General features: G+C 55.4%; 12 protein-coding genes, 1 rRNA gene and 1 pseudogene. 5 read left to right on the plus strand and 9 right to left on the minus strand.

The window, feature by feature from the left end; all coding sequences use genetic code 11:
* Positions 1 to 423, minus strand: a 16S ribosomal RNA gene (locus LAO76_16390); the annotation flags it as partial.
* 1,280 nt (positions 424 to 1,703) lie between these two features.
* Between LAO76_16390 and LAO76_16395 the strand changes: the two genes are divergently transcribed.
* From LAO76_16395 to LAO76_16405, 3 genes are all read left to right on the plus strand, one after another.
* Entirely contained in the window at positions 1,704 to 3,122 is a 1,419-nt protein-coding gene (locus tag LAO76_16395) for a hypothetical protein (GenBank protein ID MBZ5492504.1), read from the plus strand.
* Between the two features lie 107 nt (positions 3,123 to 3,229).
* Positions 3,230 to 3,646 carry a secondary thiamine-phosphate synthase enzyme YjbQ gene (locus LAO76_16400; protein ID MBZ5492505.1) on the plus strand — a complete coding sequence of 139 codons (417 nt, stop codon included), beginning with the start codon at positions 3,230 to 3,232 and terminating at the stop codon, positions 3,644 to 3,646.
* Positions 3,647 to 4,205: 559 nt separating this feature from the next.
* Positions 4,206 to 5,858 carry a hypothetical protein gene (locus LAO76_16405; GenBank protein ID MBZ5492506.1) on the plus strand — a complete coding sequence of 551 codons (1,653 nt, stop codon included), beginning with the start codon at positions 4,206 to 4,208 and terminating at the stop codon, positions 5,856 to 5,858.
* 111 nt (positions 5,859 to 5,969) lie between these two features.
* Here the strand turns inward: LAO76_16405 and LAO76_16410 are convergent, their stop codons facing one another.
* The 8 genes and pseudogenes from LAO76_16410 to LAO76_16445 form a co-directional block, all read right to left on the minus strand.
* Entirely contained in the window at positions 5,970 to 6,188 is a 219-nt protein-coding gene (locus LAO76_16410; protein MBZ5492507.1) for a hypothetical protein, read from the minus strand.
* 129 nt (positions 6,189 to 6,317) lie between these two features.
* A complete protein-coding gene (locus LAO76_16415) occupies positions 6,318 to 7,478 on the minus strand; it encodes a hypothetical protein (GenBank protein ID MBZ5492508.1) in 1,161 nt (386 codons plus the stop codon).
* A gap of 308 nt (positions 7,479 to 7,786) precedes the next feature.
* Positions 7,787 to 12,403 carry a choice-of-anchor D domain-containing protein gene (locus tag LAO76_16420; protein MBZ5492509.1) on the minus strand — a complete coding sequence of 1,539 codons (4,617 nt, stop codon included), beginning with the start codon at positions 12,401 to 12,403 and terminating at the stop codon, positions 7,787 to 7,789.
* A 663-nt stretch (positions 12,404 to 13,066) separates the two neighbouring features.
* Positions 13,067 to 13,711, minus strand: a complete 645-nt coding sequence (locus LAO76_16425) for a hypothetical protein (protein MBZ5492510.1) — start codon at positions 13,709 to 13,711, stop codon at positions 13,067 to 13,069.
* 450 nt (positions 13,712 to 14,161) lie between these two features.
* Complete coding sequence (locus LAO76_16430) at positions 14,162 to 16,147, minus strand: M2 family metallopeptidase (protein MBZ5492511.1); 1,986 nt, start codon at positions 16,145 to 16,147, stop codon at positions 14,162 to 14,164.
* 280 nt (positions 16,148 to 16,427) lie between these two features.
* Positions 16,428 to 17,656, minus strand: a pseudogene (locus tag LAO76_16435) (amidohydrolase family protein).
* Positions 17,657 to 17,728: 72 nt separating this feature from the next.
* Positions 17,729 to 19,135, minus strand: coding sequence for a M20/M25/M40 family metallo-hydrolase (locus LAO76_16440; GenBank protein MBZ5492512.1), 1,407 nt, complete (start codon positions 19,133 to 19,135; stop codon positions 17,729 to 17,731).
* Between the two features lie 239 nt (positions 19,136 to 19,374).
* Positions 19,375 to 19,995 (minus strand): CGNR zinc finger domain-containing protein, encoded by a 621-nt coding sequence (locus tag LAO76_16445; GenBank protein MBZ5492513.1) that lies wholly within the window; start codon positions 19,993 to 19,995, stop codon positions 19,375 to 19,377.
* Positions 19,996 to 20,103: 108 nt separating this feature from the next.
* Here LAO76_16445 and LAO76_16450 point away from each other — a divergent pair, with 108 nt between their 5' ends.
* Both LAO76_16450 and LAO76_16455 read left to right on the plus strand, forming a co-directional pair.
* The gene (locus LAO76_16450) at positions 20,104 to 20,661 is read left to right on the plus strand and encodes a GNAT family N-acetyltransferase (protein ID MBZ5492514.1); all 558 of its coding nucleotides are present in this window, start codon (positions 20,104 to 20,106) and stop codon (positions 20,659 to 20,661) included.
* The gene (locus LAO76_16455; protein ID MBZ5492515.1) at positions 20,662 to 21,087 is read left to right on the plus strand and encodes a hypothetical protein; all 426 of its coding nucleotides are present in this window, start codon (positions 20,662 to 20,664) and stop codon (positions 21,085 to 21,087) included.
* Positions 21,088 to 21,236 lie beyond the last annotated feature (149 nt).

The following is a 21,236-nucleotide window of genomic DNA, read 5'->3' on the forward strand; positions in this document are numbered from 1 at the left end:
TCCCAAGGGACTTCATCCTCCACGCGGCGTTGCTGCGTCAGGGTTTCCCCCATTGCGCAAAATTCCCCACTGCTGCCTCCCGTAGGAGTCTGGACCGTGTTTCAGTTCCAGTGTGTCCGTGCGCCCTCTCAGGCCGGATACTGATCTTTGCCTTGGTGAGCCGTTACCTCACCAACTAGCTAATCAGCCGCGACCCCCTCCTAAAGCGAATTGCTCCTTTGATCACAAGCGTTTACAGCTCGCGATGTTATGCGGTATTAGCCCCGGTTTCCCGAGGTTATTCCCCACTTCAGGGTAGGTTAGTCACGTGTTACTCACCCGGTCGCCACTTTACTCATGGATTGCTCCACTTTCTCGTTCGACTTGCATGTGTTAGGCACGCCGCCAGCGTTGATTCTGAGCCAGGATCAAACTCTCGTTTGAAACCTGTTCACTCCCCGACGGGTCATCGGCTAACCTAACCGACCTTCAGCTCTTTCAAGCCAAACGCCTGTAGATATCCCGACAATTACGGGGAGTTGCCATCGCGGCTAATAAGGCATCGTAATCGACGCCCGGAATTCACCGGATGGCCCTGATTCTTGTGAGATCACTCGGGCCATAACCCTCGTTCATCTCACGACTGGCACGTTCAACCATTTTGTCAAAGACCCGATAGCACTCCGCCTGAGCGGCGCTTTTCAGGTACCCCAGACCATAAGCCTGGAGCTCCTCGAAACTTGTTGTCTTGTGGCACAGGCACTCTTGCCTGTGTTTCATTCCGGATTCTCATCCAGACCGCAGGTCGCTACCGACCCACAGAGACGAACCTTTCAAACTTACCCCGAGCGGCTGCTTTCTGTCAATGTGGATTTCGTTGGAAATCCGGGGCGAATCTCTTTATTAACTCTTACTTCTTTTGAGTCAACGATTCAGCGACCCTTTGCAGCTCGATTTGTGTTGGTTTTCTAGAAGCTAGCGGCTAGCAGCCAGAAGCTTCTCCGCAACACATCGGTGCCTCCCCATTGAGGAGGCAAAAATCTTGTATTAAAGATCGTTACAGGTGATTAAACCCTTCAGGACTCTCATGTTCCCGAATAGAGCCTCGCAGGTTTTGCCTTGGAGGCGATTAACGCGGCTTCTGCTTTAGATGACCCGGACTCTTCAGTCGATTCAAACCTTGTTCCCTTCGACTCGTCCCGGCCCCTCGCTGCACAACACAGCGGCTGCCACATCTCTTACGTCTTTTATTAATGTATCAGGACAACCCAAATCGCGCAAGCGTGAGCAGAAACTTTTTCCAACGAAATCGTACATGCCCCACCGATATTCGCCTCCCGGCTTTGACTCATTGCTGGCGGCTCAATGCTCCTGTAGGCCCATATACCCTGCAGTTTTTGTTCGCGTCGCGCCAATTCTCGCAAACTATTTCCGCCTTTGTTAAATCAGGCAAACTTAACCCTTTCCCATCGCCCTTACTCCCGGGCCAGAAGCCTGTTCATTTTTTGTGAACTGCTCTTCGAAAAGCATATCGCATGGCGATGTATTTGCTCTGTTTTTATTTCGGTTTCGGAAATCAATCTAACTGAAAAATTACTTTCTAGAGAGAAGATCCGCAATCTACAGTGACTCTCACTAGCTTGCCCTTACGTTTCGGGGACAAGTCTGCAATCGCAACCAATCTCTTTTTTAGCAGAACAAATTTTTCCACTACAGGAGTATCGATGCTTCGTTCTTTTCTCCAGTCAGCAAAGTCATTGCTGTATCTAGCAGTTCTGGTCTTTCTAGGCGCAACCGAGTTCGCGCAGGCTCAAAGCGTAGATCTCAACGGCTCAGGAACGCTCAGTTATATTACCGACGCCAGCGGCTACCAACCCTGTGATCCCGGTTCAACCGCTATTATTCCGGGCTATCAGTCCTGGACGTACAGCGGATTCGTCTATACCGATCCAACCGGCGCCAGCCATTCCCTCCAGGGATCGACGACCTATTACCAGGTCTCGGGCAGCGATCCATCCTGCCCGCCGGATGGTGGTTATTCTGCCACGCTCAACGGTGATGGTTTTTTCATCAACGTGCAGCCGGCCGCCGATTCACTCAGCGCCAGCCTGAACGTACTGCTCTATCCCAAATATCAGGTATTATCGATTCTTTACGCTCCGCCCGGCAACCAGAGCAGCAATGGATTCACGAATAGCGTCAACAATTCCCTCACAACTTCCATCTCCTCCAGCTTCACGCAAGGACTTGCAACGTCGCTTAACTTTTCTCTTTTCGGCAATGGGGCTTCCGTAAATTTCTCCATTTCAAAAGCAACGCAGGATTCGCAGTCGTTCCAGGTCAGCACATCCAATGGATCAGGCTCAACCCTGGTTTCGCTAAGGAATCCGGTTGACCACACCCAGGACCAGTTCCTGCTTTGGCTCAATCCAATGGTGGTGGTGACTCCCACCAGTTCCACCACCGCCAACTATACTTTGCAAACGCCCATTGACAGCAACGGGCAAGCCGAGCCAATGGATATCGTGAACATCAATGCGGTCGATTTGCAAAACCCTGCCGCAATCCCACTGGATGTTCTGAATCCGCAGTCCAGAAATAATGTGAGCGGATTGCCCGGCCTCGCCAATGTCTGCGCCAACCCTGTCCCCCAATGCACGTCGGCGCCCTGCGGGTGCACCACAAATGACTTCACCGATATCCTGGCAACCGATCCACTCATTTCAGTCTCCCTGCAGAATATGTTGCCGGACCAGGTTGACCCCAACCGCTTCGCCTTTGTCACTTCCCAGGTGCTTGAGGGACCGGAGTGCAGCGGCTGTGATCCCCTACGAAACAGTTTCACCGTGAACGACTCGCAAAGCTCCAGCACGACAAAAGGCACAACATATTCCAAATCAGTAGGGCTCACCGTCCAGTCTGGCCTGCGCTTGCTGGGGTCCGGTATGACCCTGCGAAACACCGGCACCCTGACCTGGACTCATACCATGAGCACAGGCACCAGCAACGGAACTAGCCATTCAGCCAATGTGACTCTGGGAACCACCGACGTAGGCTGCTTCGAGACCGTCAACATCTATGAAGACACGGTCTACCACACCTTCGCGCTTGCTCCTCCGGTAGCTTCCTCCGGCTGCAATTAAACTGGGGCGATAACAATCCATCCAGACGCCCCTCAAGGCACTCGATTTCATTGCTTTGAGGGGCGCGCAACTCCGCGTCTCTATTCTCCGTGATACGTTTTTACTCCATGACCCACCAACAACAAATCTCCTTCTCCACCACTGGCCACGGTCACATGCACGACCTCACCGAACAGGTTGCAACCATCGCCGCCAGCTCAGGAATTCGCACGGGCCTCGTTCACATCTTCACCATCGGCAGCACCGCTGCGGTAGGCACAATTGAATTCGAGCCCGGACTTGAGCGCGATCTCCCAGAACTCCTCGACAAGCTTATCCCGCCCAGCCGCCACTACGGACACGAACAAGCCTGGCACGACGGCAACGGCCATTCCCATCTTCAAGCCACGCTCCTCGGCCCGTCACTCGCTGTCCCACTTGCCGACGGCAAGCCGCTGCTTGGCACCTGGCAGCAGATTTTTCACCTCGAATGCGACGTCAGAGCAAGGCAGAGAACGGTGGTGGTGACGGTGTATGGGGATTAGAGAAAGTTCAGGGGGCTTCAATGCTCATGTGGCCATGGCACTCTCGGCTATGCGCGTCTTCAGCTTGGTTCCCGTTCAATAACAGCCGCCTCCGCAGGTGGCGCAGTCCTTCTGCCTGTCTTTTTAGAAGCCCTCCCCGATCGCATTTTCCTCGCTGCCGCGGCCGGAGCGCAGCCCGAAGAGGGATCGGCCATAAGCGCGCGAAGCGCGCATAAAATCCCAACAGGCCAGCTATTTCACGCTAAATCATTCCACCGAGGAAGACCGCAGATTCCTGCTTCATTGTAGTTAAAAAGGGATGCGCCTCCTTTTTCCGTTTGTATCCACTGTGTGGAGGTTTTCAATGTTACGACGTGCCTACTTAATTCTTGGTGTACTCATGGGCCTTCCCTTGCTTTTTGCGTCTGGGTTTGCGCAAACCGCGGCTCCGTCCATCAACATTTCATGTGCCCCGACTACAGATGATCCGCCTTGCATTTCCACCAGCACACAAATATGCATTAATGCGCAGACGAAGGTCACGCAAGACCCTGTCCTTTCACTGAGCAAGAATAAACAGGTGCGCGTCACAGTCTTCAACAAAAACCCTTTTGCCTTTCAGTACAAACTCCATCTTGACGAAGCGACAATTGCCGATGATGACGTCAGCGGCTTTCTTAAACTATTTCTTCCCGCAGCGCAGAAAGCTGACGCACAGCAAACTGGAGGTGACGCGAAGAACAAAGCAAAAAACATGACACCGCTAACCCTTGGCTTTGACCAGACAGGGCCTACCCTCGCGGGCTTGGGCGAGGAAATCGGAAATCTTGGAGATTTGATCGCTAACCAAATTGAGTTATACCAGCCCTTCGCACAGCGTTATAGGAGCGCAACCATCCAGCTTTCAAAACAGGACTCGTGCACGCGGCTCGGTCCTATCGTCAACGCCATCCATCAAGACGCGATCGACACCCGTAAGAAGCTGCTGGATGCCCACGCATCCGTTCTATCTGTCGTCAAGAAAATCGGCGCCGACTATTCACAACTCGGCGACACGCTAAATGAAGGCATCGCGGATGCAACATCCAGGAGTGATGCCCGCACCGTGACGGTACAAAAAGGCAATGAGGGCGATGCCATTAAAAACCTCCGGGAGGCTCAAGCGGAACTCAAGGCCGCCCAGGACATGCGCAAGCAACTGGATGATCTGAAGCAGTCCGCTCTCCGCCTGGAGTGCATGTATCTCGATTTCGCCAAAAACCAAATTGGTGGCATTCAATCAGGCGTTATCGACCCCCTTGAACAAGTCACCGCCAATGATGGTAACTTTTGGCGCACCGAAGCAATCGGCCCATACTCGAATCCAACTGACGTCACTATCATAAACCAGCGCAAACCCGTCGATCCCGCGAAGCCTCTTCCTCCAGCCGCTTTCCCGAGTTCTTCATCTACCGGCAAGTCAGCTTCGGGCGACTCTTGCTCCAAGGAGTTGCTCACCGCCGATGACTTTGCCGGGACTGAATATTACGTTCCCGCCGCCGACTCTGGCACAAGTGAGGCCGCCTCATCGACTGCCGACAAGAAATCATCCTCTAAGTCTAAAACGGCCTCCAGCGCCAAACCCGCAGCTGCGAGCGACGATGGTTATGAATCTGACGGCAGCGCCATTGTTCACTTCGGTGGTCAACGCTTCATTACCGCTGCGGGCGTTGGTTTCGGGTTCCTCCCCAAACCGGAGTTTGGACGAGTTAGTGGAATTCCCACAGACGTTCATGGAACGCCAACTGGTACCGCGGTAACCAATATCGTTGGACTCAAGAGCGAATCTGACGTACGTATCACTCCCCTGTTCTTCTTGCATACTCGGCTCTTCTCTCTTCATTCACCCAGCTTCCTAACTAATGAAGCCCTCTTCGCTACTTTTGGGATTGGCGCGCAAGCCGACAACCTGGGAGCACGATCGGAATATATGGTGGGAATTTCCCAGAGTCTCGTCGATCAGAAGTTCTTCATCACCCTTGGCACATACATCGGCAAACAGCAGGTACTCAAGAATGGTCTGTTCCCCGGTCAGGACGTGAGCGCAATCCAGGGCGACCTCCCTGTTGACCAGGTCACGCACTTCAAATTCGGCGTAGCTATTTCCTATCGATTCAACATCGGCGGCTCAGGAAACAATTCCACCGATAGCAAGACCAAAAGCGATACAAGCACCAAATCCGGAGGCAAGTAATCAGGTGGCAGATTCTTGAGCAATTGTGCATGATGCTGCGCTCAAGTAGCCAGCAGGGTGTCTTGTATTCTCTTTGAGGTCATGGGAAGCTTTTCCAGGGTGTAGGCAGTTTCAATACATTGAAAATGCCATTGCATCGCAGCGTGGAAAAATAAACGCAGCCGAGGGCGGCTGCGCTCCAGATCCAAGTAATCCGCGTTCATCCGCACCAATCCGCGGTAATTTTTCTCTGTCCTCCGCTTCCTCTATTCCTCCGTGTTTCAAGCTTTTTCTAGCCTTCGCGCCCTTTGCGTACTTTGCGGTCAAATCTCCGGTTTTGATTTTGCCCAATTGCTCCTGTTCATCTGCGCCTTTCTGCGTAAATCTGCGGCGACCTCTCTTGCGCTTTTCTATCGCGCTCTCCGCGTTCCTTCGCGGCTAAATTCCCTTTTGCTTTTCTCCGCGCCTCCGCGGTGAGAACTACTGCATCCCAAACATCCTACTCAGTTCCACCACCTCTATCTCCGCCGGACACTCCTTCCAATTATGTCTCCAGCACACAATCATGTCGCACCCCTTCGGATCGTGCCCATGCAGCTTGAAATTCCTGCTCTCATATTCAAACTCAATCCGCAGATACTGCCACTTCCCCGGCGCAACCTGGCGCCTGGCGATACAGTCCGGAAACTTCCCCTGCACCGACTCCACCTGCAAACCCAGCCCCGCCGCCACCATCCCAAACAGCACCATCACGCCCAATTCGTTCACCGGCGCATTCGTCATCGGCCGCCGGTCAAGCGGCTCCCCCATCACCGGCCTGTCTTTATATAAGCCGCGCGCGGCAAAATCCGCGCGCCTCCACCTGTCATCCTGAACGAGCGGCGTATTTACCGCGAGTGAAGGATCTAAATCACCTTCCTTGCGAACTCCGCGCAGCTCTAGTTCCGTCCCGCTCTTCCTTTGCGTTCCTTCGTGTCCTTCGTGGTTAAATCCCCGGTTTTGCTTTTGGCCAATAACCCAAGGCCAATAGCCGTTCCCCATCAACGTATTCACCACCATCTGCGCCACGTCTTCCGTCACGCGACGCATCCCCACCACCGGCGCCGGCACCGCCGCCAGCGGCACACGATCAAAGTTGTGCAACACAGAATCTCCATTGCGCTCCCTTTGTGATCCTTCGTGTCCTTTGTGGTTAGCTTTTTCCGGATTTTGATTGATTCGTGTTCTTCGCGTTAATTCGCGGCTAAATGGTTTTTGCTTTGCGTTCTTTGCGCTCTTTGCGGTTGAAATCCCCGACCACGAACCAAACCGCCCCACAAACGCGCCCGCGCTATAACGTCCCTCCCTTACATACTCCGCGCGCGACGGCCTTCTTCCCACCTTCTCCGCCACCCTATTCCAATCGGACAGCAAATCTTCCGTGCTGATCTTCTCTCCTTTCGGATTCGGCTCCAGCCCCGCCGCCCGCACCGCTTCCCGCAGAGTCGGAAATTCCGCCAGCACCCGATAATGGCTCACTCCCGTTATCCGCCGCAACTCCCCACGCGACGGCGCTCTGCCCAGCTCCTCCGCCGCCTGCCGAATCGCCGCCAGAATCTTTTCTTTGCCGCCCTCTCCGTTCGTAATTGGGTCCCTCGCCATAACCCGCCCTCGTTCGCATTTTGTGCGCATAGCATTTCACAAGGATTGATAGCGAATTTTAAGCGAATACAGTAAGAAACACAACTCCGAAAAATCCGTGCAAAATCCGCGTGATCCGCGGTAATTTTTCTCTGTCCTCCGCTTCCTCTGTTCCTCCACGTTTCAAGCTTTTTCTGGCCTTCGCGCCCTTTGCGTCCTTTGTGGTTAAATCCCCGGTTTTTGACTTTGGCCCAGTGCTAATTGCCAATTGCTCCAAATAAAAATGCTCCCGGGATTTTCCCCGGGAGCCGAGATGCTTTAGCCAATCCCTAGTGCACCACCAGCGTCATCTGGACTTGGTGTGAGACCGGCCCACTGCCCGTTTGGGCCGTCGCCGTCACCGTCATCGTATAAGTCCCCGCTGGAGTTCCGCCCGTGGTTAGCGGAGGCGTCGGAGTTGGGCTCGGCGGCGTCGGAGTTGGGTTCGGAGGCGTTCCTCCCCCGCCGCCGCACCCCGCCAGCACGATAGCGACCACCAGCACCGCAAGACTGCCAGTCAGCCACACTCTGGCGCGTTGCTTCCGGGCAAAGAATGCCAGTGGCACGCACGCTATGATTGACGCCAGAGTGAAGCCCCAGAAGTTTTTCTGTGGCCGGCTGGAAGCAGATGTGTGCGGCGACGTTGTCACCGTCACCGTCAAGGGCACAGGTACGTTGCCAATCACGTTCAGGTTCGGCGTGCTCAAACTGCAGAGGGCGCCGGCGGGCGCTCCCGCGCAGTCGAACGAAAGCTGCCCGCTGAATCCGTTCACGGCCATCGCGCTAAGGTTGAAGGTGGCCGTATCCCCCGCCACCACCGTCACTTGCGTTGTGCCTCCCGGCGCGAAATCAAAATCTGTGCCCGTGCCTGTAACTGAAATCTGCTGCGGGCTGTTCAAGCCGTTGTCGGTGATGCTCAGGATCCCGCTTCTTAAGCCGGTCGCCTTGGGCGAGAACGTCACGTTGATGCTGCATGTTGAGACCAGCGATGCCGGGCAGTTGTTCGTCTGCGTGAAGTCTCCCGTGATGGAAATGCCGGAGATCAGCAGCGGCGCGTCGCCGTTGTTGATCACGAAAAGCGTGATCGGACCACCGGTCGTGGTTCCCACCACCTGCGCCGGGAAGTTGACTGGCGTTCCCGTAATGGCGATCACCGGCCCCGTTCCTATGCCCGTGAGCCCAACCACATATTGCGCGCCATCAGCCAGATTGACTGTGAGCGTTGCGATGACAGGGAACGTCACGCTGTTCGGCGTGAACTTTACGTGCAAGAGGCAGGTTCCATTCGCCGGCACCTGGCCCGCACAGCTATCGGATTCGGAGTAGCTGCCGCTCGATGACGTAATGCTGGTAATTCCCACTGCGCTGGCCCCGCTATTGCTGAGCGTCACATCCAGGCTGCTGCTCTGCCCAATGGTCGTCGTGGGAAAACTAAGCTGCAGCGGCAAGGCATTTACGGTTGAGGCTATCCCATTCAGAGCTACCACGTCCGTTTCCGTGATGCCGCTATAGCTCACCGTAAAGCTTCCCTGCGCCGGTCCGGCAACGGTAGGCTTGAACACCAGGGTCGGCCCGCAGCCCGAAAAGGGCGCTCCATTCGGCGGCAGCGGATTCGCGCAGGGGTTTTGCGCGATGGCAAAATCTCCCGTGACCGTAAATGTATAGCCGAGCGTGCTGGAACTCCGGTTGCCGATGGAGACAAAATGCTCCGTGCTGGTTCCGCCTACGCCCGCCGAAAAATTAAGCGTTGTCGGCGTCACCAGGAACGGTGTTTCACCAGAACCGGTCAGCGTCATCTCTTGCGCCGTAGCGCCCGTGAAATTCACGGTCATCGTGCCGTTTCTCTGTCCAACGGCCTGCGGACTAAACGCCACCTGCACTGTGCAAAAGCCGTTGGCGGGCACCTGCCCGGCGCAATCGTCCGTCTCGCTGTAATCCGGCACGGAGAAACTGATGCCGGTGATCGGCACCGCCGAAGCCAGCGTATTGGTTAGCTTAACCGGCGAGGTGAAGATGCCTAGGTGCACAACCTGGGGAAAGAAATCCTGCTGCAGCGGCGAAATCAGAATGGCTGAGTTGATCTCTCCCTGAGCGGACAGTTGCACCGCGCTGCTGCCAACGTTTAAAACCGCCGTTCGATTGCCGTCGATCAGCGGCGTGAACTGCACCGCGATCACGCAGCTCTGGCCCGATGGCAATGGGTTTGGGCATGTATTCCCGGCAATCGTAAATTCAGGATCGCCCGTTAGCAGCGGCGCTGGCACCACAATGTCGTTCCCGCCGGTATTCGTTACGGTGATGCTTCGCGGCAGCATAATGCCTCCCACAAACTGCAGCGGGAACCGGATGCCGCTCACCGACAGGAGCGGATCGTCGGTCGCTCCCAGCGGGAACAGCGAAAAGGTCTTCTGCCCTCCGTTATCGAAGAAGATACTGAACACGCCCGAGCCCGGCCCCGTGACCGTAAGCTGGATGGTGCAGCTTGCTCCCGGCGTCAGCCCGGTTCCGCAATCGTTCGGCGGCGTGTTGCCGATTCCATTGTTGAGCGCGATCAGGTTGATCACCGCGTTTGCCGCGCCCACGTTCCACACATGAAATGGGACTGTCTGCTGGAATCTCTGCGGCAGGATCTGGCGGTCATCGTCAAACCAGAGACGATCTCCGATCGCTGTGTGGGGCTTTTGAAATGGAGCGAGCGTGACTTGAAACGTCTGTACCGCCGGCGTGTCATCACTGGTAATGGTGAGAGTGCCTGGAGCCAGGCCTCCATTTATGTCAGCAGGCGTGACGATGCAGGAAGTTCCTGCCGCAACCACGGCTCCGCAGTTTCCAAACACTGTTCCGCCAGAAAATGTCATGCTGCTGATGTGCAGATCAGCCGACCCGGCATTGCGTAGAAAATAAAACGGTGGAATCAATGAAGTGTCCAGGCTGATCTTCGGCGCATTCGTCGGACTGATCTTGGCGAAGAACGTCCCAAAGTTGCCCCCGGTCAACACCCCAAAACTCTTGCCCACAAGGATCGGATCGGGCTTAGGAGCTTCATTCTGGGGCGAGGTTCCTCCCGCCAGATAGATGTTTCCGGCAGCGTCCGCGGTTATGGCGCTTGGGATCTCATCGGTCAGGTGTCCACCAAAGCGGCTTGCTTTTACAAAAATGCCTAGCGCATCCAACTCCACAAAAAAGCCGGCGCCGCTGTGACTAACGTCGGACACCACGGTGTTTTGCGTCTGAAATGGTCCCGTCAGGTCGCCGGCAATATATAAATGACCGTTGGGACCAAGGAATGTCCCGCCAATGTTGCCATCAGCGATATATGTCGAGTAGGTAAGACCGGTTAAGGCTGGATTGATCGCCGTGGCAAACATCCTCAGGTTACCCACTTGTCCTTCCGGATGCCGTGCTGCATCAACGGTGTAGGGATAACCATTGTCGAACGTTTCTCCTACAAGATAAACAGTCCCATCGCTCCCTACCGCCATTCCTCGCAGCCCTTGGCCAGTGCTATCCGTGCCAAAGTCGGTTGAAAACTGCAGCGTCTGTCCATCCGGCGCAAACTTTGAAACAAACAGACCGCCGCCCAATTGCCAGGAACTGACGTGAGGAACTGAACCCGACCCAGCCAGATAAATATTTCCTCCTGCATCCAGGCCTATTCCCGGCAGAGAGAGCGGCACGCTTGCCTGTGGTGCGGCAGGATCATAAAAATAGCTTGAAAAAACATAAGCGGTCCCCGTGGGGTTGATCTTGGCAAAGAATAGCGCTCCGCAAGTCGGGCCGGCGCATGGAGGCAAGGGCTGGAATGCATTGACTGTCTGCAAAGTGGTATCGGCCGTACCGCTCACGTAAGCGCTTCCCGCCGCATCCACCGCAAGGCCCTGTGGAAACGCGCCATTCATCAGCGCTGCGTAAGCGATCGTTCCATTGGGCGCAAGCTTTATCACAAATCCACCCGAGGTCCCCAGCGCCGTGGTAACGGGGAAGTTGATCCCTCCGGATTGGCCTGTCAGGTAGAGATTGTCAGCGGAATCGAGTGTCACTGCTTGAAGACCAGATCCACCGCCCGGCTGGATGAATGTTGAGAACAAGATGGTGTCACCGGCTGGGTTTAGTTTGGTGATGTAAAGACCTGTGCCTGCCTGCCCATTGACTACCGGATAATCTGACGCAAGTGTCTCGCCTGCAATCAGAAGGTCCCCTTGGGAATCTACCCGGATACCGGTAACGCCTGTCCTATTATTCATGGTGATGATTCCGGCGTACTGCACAACAGGATCAATCACCAGCGGCGCCGAGTGATCATAACTACCCAGCCGCAACCCGATTCTGTGTTCGCGTGCCATCCGGTATTCAACGCTCACGGTATGGCGCACGCCATCTCGCATCTGGTACGCCATTGGAGGTAATAGTTGCCAGCTTTGGCCGAAGTCTTGGATCTCCAGAGCGCCGGCATCAGTACGATGGATCTGGTTCGCTCCATCGAAACGGAATGCTATTAATTCTGGGTCTGCTCCCGCACTTACTTCAAAATCGTATTCCAGTTGATCACCGTTGCCATGGAATACCGCGTCAATACCCGGATACACGTTCGGATATCGCACATGGGAAAACATCGGTATAGCCGTGAGCCAATCTCTCTGGTCTCTGCCGGAATAATAGTTGGCTATGCCTCCCGTGGGCGTCTCTCCAATCGGTTCGGCCCGCTGACCTTTGTCGAAATAGAGATGTATAGGATGGCCTGCTTCTTGGCTGCCCGCAAGGATGGCTCCATCCCTCGTCAATAAAACTCGTCCGGCGCCGGAGCGTGCGATAAAACGGATTGGCTTGCCAGCTTGTCCCCTGTTCTGCTCAAACGTCAATGGAATGCGAATACTTTGATCAGGTATCTTGCGTTGTTCGGCGGCCATATGGCTAGGAAAGAAGCCAGATACGAACACTGATGTTAAACCGAAAAACCATAACAAACGCATAGCTATGGCTGACAAGCCGGGGAACGATCCACAGGTTTTCAATGCAGACTCCAAGGATGAGTTTCAGGGGGGCGTCGCGTAGTATATCCGGCAACTCTGCTACTGACAATCAGATAATTAAGACTTTATGTTGTTGAATCATCCATCGCCATGGACTTTGCTGGCCGGTTTTGAACAGAATTTAGAAAACTATAATAGTAGCCAGCTGTCATTCAGCTCCATGAGTTTCATAACCTATATCGCTGCCAAATATTTCCTTCCTGGTTATGCCGGCTTTAGCTAATTGCCAGTTGCTCTGCCTTATCTGCGCTTTCCTGCGTAAATCTGCGGCGACCCCCTCTTGCCTTTCCAATGCGCTTCTTCGCCTTCATTCGCGGGACAAATAAGCAGCGCGGCGCAAATTCGCCGCGCTTCAAACTGTCATCCTTCTTAGCCGGAGGCCGAAGGCCTGAGCCCTGAGCGGAGTCGAGGGGAGCGCTTTTACCGCGAATGAAGGACCCAGATGGCCTTCCAATTTCTTCTTTGGCCCCTCTGCGCCCACTGCGGTTAAATCCCCGGCTCTGACTTGCTAGCTACCCATTTGCTAAATCACCCGCACCCTTATTGGTTCTTCGTGATGGTCCAGGACGTGTCTTGGCTCGTTCCCACAAAAGCGAGCGTGTCCGCCACAGGAAGTCCCAGGAATGAACCCTTGACATTGGCTGAACTGTTATCGCCGTTGGCGCGTTCCCGGACGGTAACCGGCCCAAGAGTCGTTTCCTGCTGAAAAGCCAGGAGCCGGCCCCGCTGCAGGCCATTCTCCCTAAACTCCAGGTGGATTGTTCCTGCGGGCGCTGTGTCGGTGCACACCACCGTCACGACCGGAACAAAGTTCGCTGTGCAGGTGCTGATGACCGAATCGTTGGGATCAAACTGGCTTGTGTCTACATCCAGAATCATCCGTTGCGTGTTTTGCCCGATGAATGAGCCGTTAGGAATATGCGCAAACACCTGGGTGAAGGTTGAGCCGTTACCGTCTGCGCTGAACTGGAAGAAAGTGTAAGACACCACAGTCGCTATCCCTTGTCCATCTGGGCTGTTCGGATCTGTCCCGCTTTGCACCTGCAAGCTAACGTTTCCATTGCCAACGCCTGTGGCCACCTGGGCAAATGTCCCTTGCTGGATGAATCTGGAGTGTATGTTGCTCTGGGCCGGCATAGCCGTCGCAGTAAACAACACTGCCATTGCTGCCAATAGCTGTTTCATATCGATTTTCCTTATGTATGGGTTTGTTGCGGCCGATGCCGCTCTATCGGGGCCGCCTAAATATACGTCATAGTGAGTTCAGTCGCTAATTATCAGTTGCTATGTGCCAATTGCTCAGCCTCATCTGCGCATTTCTGCGTAAATCTGCGGCGACTCCTCTTGCCTTTTTTATTCGCGTTCTTCGCGTTAATTCGCGGCCAAAATAAGTCGCGCAACTCAAATTCGCCGCGCTTCAAAATGTTATCCTGAATGAGCGGCGCTTTTACCGCGAATGAAGGACCCAGATAACCTTCCAATTTCTTCTTTGCGCCCTCTGCGTCCTTTGCGGTTAAATCCCCGGTTCTTCTTTGGCTAGTGCTAATTGCTGCAAATAAAAATGCTCCCGGGATTTCCCGGGAGCGATGATGCGTCTTTGATTTTTTTGCTAACGGCTAAGAGCTAATGGCTGCCCTATCTACTCGTATGCCTCGGCGCAGTTTCCGTCGGCGTGTCCATCCCTTGCCAGCCCGGTTTCTCGCCCTTGTTCTGTTCGTCGAGCCATTTCTTCAACGGCGCAAAATAATCCAGGATGGCCGTCGCGTCCATCTGGCGCTGTCCGCTGATGGCTTCCAGCGCGTCTGGCCATGGCTTGCTTTTGCCCATACTCAGCATCTTGTTCAGGCGCTCGCCCGCCGCCTTGTTCTTGTAGATAGAGCACCTGTGCAGCGGCCCCTGGATTCCCGCCGCCTGGCACAGCGCGCGATGAAACTGGAACTGCAATATTCGCGCCAAAAAGTAGCGCACGTACGGCGTGTTGGCCGCGATGTGATACTTCGCCCCCGGATCAAAGTCGGCTTCGCTGCGCTCCACCGGCGGCGCCACGCCCTGATATTTGGCCTTCAGGTCCCACCACGCTTTGTTGTATTGCGCCGGCGTAACCTGTCCGGAAAAAACTTCCCAGCGCCATTTGTCGATCATCAATCCAAACGGGAGAAACGCAATCTTGTCCATAGCCTGCTTCAGCAGATAGCCGATGTCGGCGCTCTCCGGCGGCACCGTATCCAGCAGCCCGACTTCTTTCAGGTATTCCGGCGTCACGGAAAGCGCAATGGTATCTCCCACCGCCTCATGGAAACCGTCATTCGCGCTGTCCTGAAACAGCGGCGGCTGGTCTTTATATGCGCGCTGATAAAAGTTGTGCCCCAGCTCATGATGGATCGTGACAAAGTCTTCGTCCTTCACCTCAATACACAGCTTCAGCCGCAAATCGTCTTTCTGGTCGATGTCCCACGCGCTGGCGTGGCACACCACGTCGCGGTCCTGCGGCTTCACAAACAGTGAGCGCTCCCAGAAGGTCTGCGGCAGCGGCGCAAATCCCAGCGACGTAAAAAAGTTCTCGCCATACTTCACCATCTTTTTTGCGTTGTCGAGCGTTGCCGGCCCAGAACCCAGGCCTTGTTTCTCCAGCTGCTGCGTCAGGTCGTAACCCTGTCCGCCGTTGGCCGGCGCTACCAGCGGATAAACATTCCCCCACTCCTGCGCCCACATATTGCCCAGCAACTGCGCGGGGATCATGCCGTCCGGCCGCTCCGCCGCCTTGCCATATTTCTTGATCAGCTGCTTGCGGACGTACGTATGCAGTGAAATATAAAACGGTTCCACCTGCCGCCACAGCCGCTCCACTTCAGCGCTGAACTCGTCTGGCGACATGTCATAGTTGCTGCGCCACATCGCGCCCGTATCTTTAAAGCCCAGCTCCGTCGCGCCTTTGTTCGATAGCTGCACAAACCGCGCATACTTGTCTTTCATCGGCACGGAAATCTTGTGCCACCCGACCCACGCATCCAGCAGCTCATCCGGGTTCGTGCTGGTCGCCAGAATGCGGCTCAGGTCGTTCAATGAAAAGCACTTTTCTTTGCCGTCCACCTGCTTGCAGTACTTGCCTTTGCCATACATGCCGTCAAGCTTGCTGGTCAGCTCCGTCAGCTCTTTGCGTTCGGCATCATTATTAGGCGCGGGCGCGGTGAGTGACAGCTTCAGCAACAGAAACTTCCTCGCCAGCTCCGGAGGCAGCTTCAGCCCCTCAAACCGGCGCGCATCCAGCGCCAACTGCGTTACCAGTGCCGTCAGCTTCTCATTCGCCTGCGCCGCCAGCGTCTCCGTATCGTCGGTAATAAAGTTTTCCTGCACCCATTGCGCGCGGCTCGCGCGGACCGTCAAGTCCTCAAGCTGATCTTCCGCTTTTTTCATGAACGCCTGCGCTTCAGCCACTGTCGCTCCCCCTTTGGCATGCGTCGCCGATGCTTTCCCTGATGCCGATTTGCTGGATGGTCCCTGGCTCGATGATTCCGATGCCGGCTTCTTCGGCGCTGTTTGCGCCAGCACCGTACTGGCTGCCAGCAAAACGATGATTGCGGATCGCACTAGCGACGATTTACAGATACGGTTTAAAAACATTGCTCCTCCGGTGGGTCAGTCAAACTGTTTAGCCTAGCCGTTCAACGCGGCTGGATGCAAATCGCCCGTCTTCGCCGATTGTCAGTCCTACTTCAATTCATTTACCGGCAAGGTCCGGAACCCGCGGGCCAGTGGAAAGCTGTGCGCTGCGCGGCATACAACTGAGACGGCCGCGAAATATACGATTGAATCGAATATTTTGCAATTAATCTCAAGCCGCGTTACGCTTCGGACCCGAACACCGGGCCACGATTCCGGCGCTTACGTGCCGAAGGGTGTGCTAATAAATGATTTCGCCGCGGCGGATCGTATAACGCACTCGTGAAAACGCGGTAACGTCATGTTGAGGGTCTTCGCGCAGGACCACAAGATCGGCGTCCATCCCTTTCGCGATGCGGCCGCTGTGCTGCGAGTAGCCAAAGCGTTCAGCGGGATTTGTGGTCATGGATGCGAGGATATGTTCGAAACTCATGCCGGAGCGTGACATCCAAACGAACTCCTCGGCCGTATCGAAATGGTCTGTATAACCCACATCCGTGCCGAAAAAACCTGCCCTCCTGCATCAGAAAAAGTCTTCAATTGTCCAGCTGCTTTCGCCATGCCCTTCTCCACTTCCGCAGGCGGCGTGTTGAACTTCTTGGATTCGAAATCCCACAAGGTGAGCGTGGGAGTCAGCGCCATGTGGGCTGCGATCATGCGTTTTACAAGCGATAAACTCCAGGGCTGATCGACCGGCGTGGTATGAGTGAGGATATCGGCCCCGCTCTGAATGGCAACTTCAATTCCTTGATCATTGGATACATGAGCAAATACAGGTCTTCTGGCCTGATGAGACTCCTCGACAATCGCCCGGGCCAGGTCTAATGGCATGGTCAGAATACCGTCCGGCTCCACTGAATTTGCAAAGATCTTGATGCCGTCCGCGCCAGCCACGGTTTGTTGATGTACTCGACTTCTCGCTTGCGCTGCTGATTCTCCATCAGGGATGTTGATCTGATTGGCCGCAAGAAATCCCTTCACATAAATGGGTGTCTGTACCCAGAACGGTTCCCCAACCGTGAGAATCCTTGGTCCTTTGACTTCACCGGCTTTTATGTGGCTACGGATGAGATTTGTGTTTTCCAGTACTGACGCGACGTCAAAGACGGTAGTAAACCCCCAGCGTGTCAGCATCTCTCGCAATTGCGACTCAATCTGTTCTGGGGGGAGTTTCTCCGCATGCAAGAGCCCCGGCGTCAAGATGAGTACATGGCTGTTCCAAAATCCAGCTGTGACAAACAATCCCTTGCAGTCGATAACCTTCGCTTCGCGCGGGACCTTTATTGAGGCGCTTGGACCGACTGCGAAAATTCGCCCGTCACGGAGAACAATCGTTCCGTGCTCGATAGGACGCTCCGTGGGTGAGGGATAAATCTTTGCGCCGACCAAGGCCAGGTCCGCGGCACGGCAGACGCCACATAGCAACAATGCCCAAAACAATGAAAAGGAAAAAAGGGATCGCAGTTTCATATCAGGCAACATACGCTGAGAGCTTAGCAGAACATTCAGAACGCGGGATTTCTTTGTGACCTTCCGCATGACTCAAAACTCCCGAGCCGGCTTCGGCGCTGGTCTCTCCAGGTCTTTTGTCACATTCGCAAGTGAATACGCCAGCACCGCCATCACGGCTGCGTTCTCCTGTAACTCGCGTGGCACCACTTTATCAAGCGTGTCTGCAGCAGTGTGGTGATAGTTAAAATAGAAGCGGTCGTCTTGAATCGGACCGAAGCAAGGGACGCCCAGCGCAAGCAACGGTCCAATATCAGTCTCAGTATCTTCCGCCGCCCGAAGAATTCCCGCGCCGCTCGACTGCAAAATCTGCGCTGTGGGCTGCAACAGCGCCAGATTTCCTGCCGGGGCCGCCATGCTGACGCCTACAGGATGTCCCGCGCCTAGGTCGCTCTCAATCGCGGCAAAATGTTTCGCGACGTCCCCTTTGTGATTGGCAGCGTATGCTCGCCCGCCAGAGTTGCCAAATTCTTCGTTCATCCACGCAATCACCCGGATCGTGCGCCGCGGATGCAACCCAAGCTGCTTGATCAGCTGCGCCGTCTGCATGGCCACAACAACTCCCGCACCATCATCAATGGCCCCCGTGCCCAGGTCCCATGAATCAAGATGGCCGGAAACGATCACCACCTGGTCCGGTAGCTCGCTGCCCTTCAGGTCGGCCACTACGTTGTATGAATCCACATCGGCCAGCTTCTGCGGCGTCAGCACCAGATGCATGCGCACGTTTCCCTGTTTCGCCAGATACGCCAGAGTGTCGGCATCTTCCGCGGTAACCGCCGCGGCCGGAATCTGGGGAGCGTCCTTTAGATAGATCATCGCGCCGGTGTGTGGGATGCGGTAGTCAGCGCCGCCCACGCTCCGCACCAGCGCGGCAATCGCTCCCTGTTTGGCCGCTGCGCTCGCCCCAATCGCACGATAGATAACAGCTTGGCCATAAGCAGGTCCGCCATGTCCCGTAGCGGCAAGCTGCTTATCAAATTTGTAATTGAAGAGAACAATCTTGCCGGCAACTTTGTCACGGCCCAGCGCGGCCAGTTCGTCAAAATTGTTCACCACAACCACGGGCGCGGTGATTCCCTGCGACGGCGTAGCCACGCTGCCGCCAAGCGCCGTGAGCACAACTTTTTGCTTTGTTCCGGGAGCCATGCCGGGAAATTCCACCAGCGCCCCGGTTTCTTCTCCGCGCACCCAATGCGGCACAACAACTTTTTCCAGCTTCACGTCGAGTCCCAGCTTGCGTAGTTCGTCGGCCACATACTGCGCGGCAAAATTCGCCTGTGCCGATCCTGCCGGTCGCGGCCCGATGTTGTTCGTCAGATGGGCAAGCTCGTCCCATGCATAGTCGCTCTTCAATGCTGCTTCCTGCAGTTGCTTCAGTTCGGCGGTAAGCTGCGGCGAGTAGGCCGGTGGCTGCTGAAGATTACGTTGCGCAAAAATAAAGCTGGTTTGAAGCAGAATGAGCGCAAACACAAAAAGAGACTTCAATTCGGACCCTCCACGGTAAATTGTTCAGGAAGCGCAGCAATTATAAGACAGGCCTCTCGAAAGCTTTGACGCCGAGAAGCCGAAACACATGGACCACTGAGACCAGAGACTACTGCCTGCCGTGACAGGCTGTAAGCAATCTGGACTTCTTGAACAAAAGGTGTTCCTGTCGATAATCAGCCTTACCTCGCCTAACCTTCTTTTTGACGCTGGTAATATCTCCGTGCCTTGTCGCGGTTGCCGCAACTCTTCATGTCGCACCAACGGCGCCTGTGGTTCTTGGTTTTGTCCAGAAAGAGCCAGGAGCAGTCCTCCGACGCGCATTGCCGCACGTAGCCGATGTCCTCGCCGCTGAGCAGCTCTGCTGCGGCTTGGCTCACTGGCCAGAGTATCGAATCCAGATTGCTTCCCGGGTCGATCCATTCCCACGTAAACCGCCGGTTAGCATGGACAAGCTGGGCGTGTTGCGCGGCTTGCCGGACAGCCTTATTAAGGCTCGCAAGAGCCGCACCCGGTATTGCCCGTCGCTGCGCAACCGCCGAGAAGATCAGGTAAACCGCGTCGCGGAGATGTATCGAGGCGCGCAGCGTGTTCGCAGCTCGGCCAGGCTCCCGGGCGGCCAAATGGCGCAGACGTTCCGCAGTTCTTGCGGTGATCACTCCAGCTTCTTCTCCCCACCGCAGAAGCCGTCCATAGTCGGTCAGCAGCTCCCGGGGATGGCCGGTGGTGCGGTTGTCCACGGTGTCGGCGAAATCCAGACAGGGATTTCCTCCCGTAAACTCGAACGGCGATTTCGGTCGGACTGCTGGCATTTTGCTTTGGTCAGATCGTCTTGATATATAACCATCAAAACAAACTTTACAGGTTACATTTTATGACGGTATCATATCACCGGTAAAGGTTATTTTGATGGTGAGGTTATGACGCACGGAATAACTATCCCTGTTTGCGTTCGCTGTGCGGTGACCGACGACGCGGAAGCGCTCTCGGCCTTTGCCGCCGCCGTTTTCCCGCTGGGTGGTCCTCCCGGTGCCGATCCTCTGGACCTCGCGCACTATATTGGCGCCGAGCTGACGGCGAAATGCTTTCGCACCTGGATCGAGAATCCCAATGCCATCCTGTTTGTCGCGGAGATGGCGGATCAGATATGCGGCTACGTTCTGGTGCTCCGCTTGAGTCCGCACCCGCAGATCGAAGATGCTGCGCCGGCGGAATTGCGAAAGCTCTACGTTGCTCCGGCCCGCCATGGCAGTGGCATCGCCGACGAGCTTGTGCGTCAGGCGCTCACAAGCCTGGAACACGACCGCCGGGCCGCGGTGTGGCTGAGCGTTTTTTCTGAAAATCCACGGGCCATAGCTTTTTATAAGAAATGGGGCTTTCGCATTGTGGGCACACAATTATTTTTGGTCGGCGCAGACCCGCAAAGGGACCTTCTGATGCAACGCGACCCGCCAGTGGCACAACAGGAAAGGGCGTAAATGAACCTGAACAGCACGGAATTGATTTCTGTGATCATGATCATCGGCGGCGGGGTTCTTTATCACGTCTGTCAGAAGGCCACTCCGGCTGGACTCGACCCATTTCTGGCGCTCGGCATCTCCTTTGGCCTGGCCTCGCTGACCTGCGTGGGTTTGTTCGTTGGGAAACACGGCCTCGCCACCCCGGAATTGCACCGTGTCAATTGGACCTCCATAGCGCTGGGCGTCGCCCTGGTGCTGATCGAATCGGGCTACCTCATCGGATATCGCGCTGGCCTCAAGTTGAACATTGCTTCTTTCGCCTGCAACAATCTCATTGCCCTAGTCTTGTTGGCTGTCGGGACTTTCTTCTATGGCGAGAGCTTCGGTTTCCGTACCGCCTCGGGGATGGTGCTGTGCGTGGCGGGATTGCTGCTCCTGCGCTGACCGTTCCAGCCTAGCTGGTGAAGCTCTCGCAAAGAGACCAACAACTGCAGCATCGCTTCGCTCCCGCGACCATCCAGAGCCTCTTTCCATCCGTGTAGTTGAGCAGCGATTCCTTACTTTCCGGCGCTGTCCGGAGTAATGAACCATCC

This window comes from Terriglobia bacterium (assembly GCA_020072645.1).
Classification (GTDB): Bacteria; Acidobacteriota; Terriglobia; order Terriglobales; family Acidobacteriaceae; genus Angelobacter.

Excerpts from the sequence above, each read along its gene's own strand:
- LAO76_16395 (MBZ5492504.1), top strand. The coding sequence starts at position 1,704 with ATGCTTCGTTCTTTTCTCCAGTCAGCAAAGTCATTGCTGTATCTAGCA.
- LAO76_16400 (MBZ5492505.1), top strand. The coding sequence starts at position 3,230 with ATGACCCACCAACAACAAATCTCCTTCTCCACCACTGGCCACGGTCAC.
- LAO76_16415 (MBZ5492508.1), bottom strand. The coding sequence starts at position 7,478 with ATGGCGAGGGACCCAATTACGAACGGAGAGGGCGGCAAAGAAAAGATT.
- LAO76_16420 (MBZ5492509.1), bottom strand. The coding sequence starts at position 12,403 with ATGGCCGCCGAACAACGCAAGATACCTGATCAAAGTATTCGCATTCCA.
- LAO76_16425 (MBZ5492510.1), bottom strand. The coding sequence starts at position 13,711 with ATGAAACAGCTATTGGCAGCAATGGCAGTGTTGTTTACTGCGACGGCT.
- LAO76_16430 (MBZ5492511.1), bottom strand. The coding sequence starts at position 16,147 with ATGTTTTTAAACCGTATCTGTAAATCGTCGCTAGTGCGATCCGCAATC.
- LAO76_16445 (MBZ5492513.1), bottom strand. The coding sequence starts at position 19,995 with ATGCCAGCAGTCCGACCGAAATCGCCGTTCGAGTTTACGGGAGGAAAT.
- LAO76_16450 (MBZ5492514.1), top strand. The coding sequence starts at position 20,104 with ATGACGCACGGAATAACTATCCCTGTTTGCGTTCGCTGTGCGGTGACC.
- LAO76_16455 (MBZ5492515.1), top strand. The coding sequence starts at position 20,662 with ATGAACCTGAACAGCACGGAATTGATTTCTGTGATCATGATCATCGGC.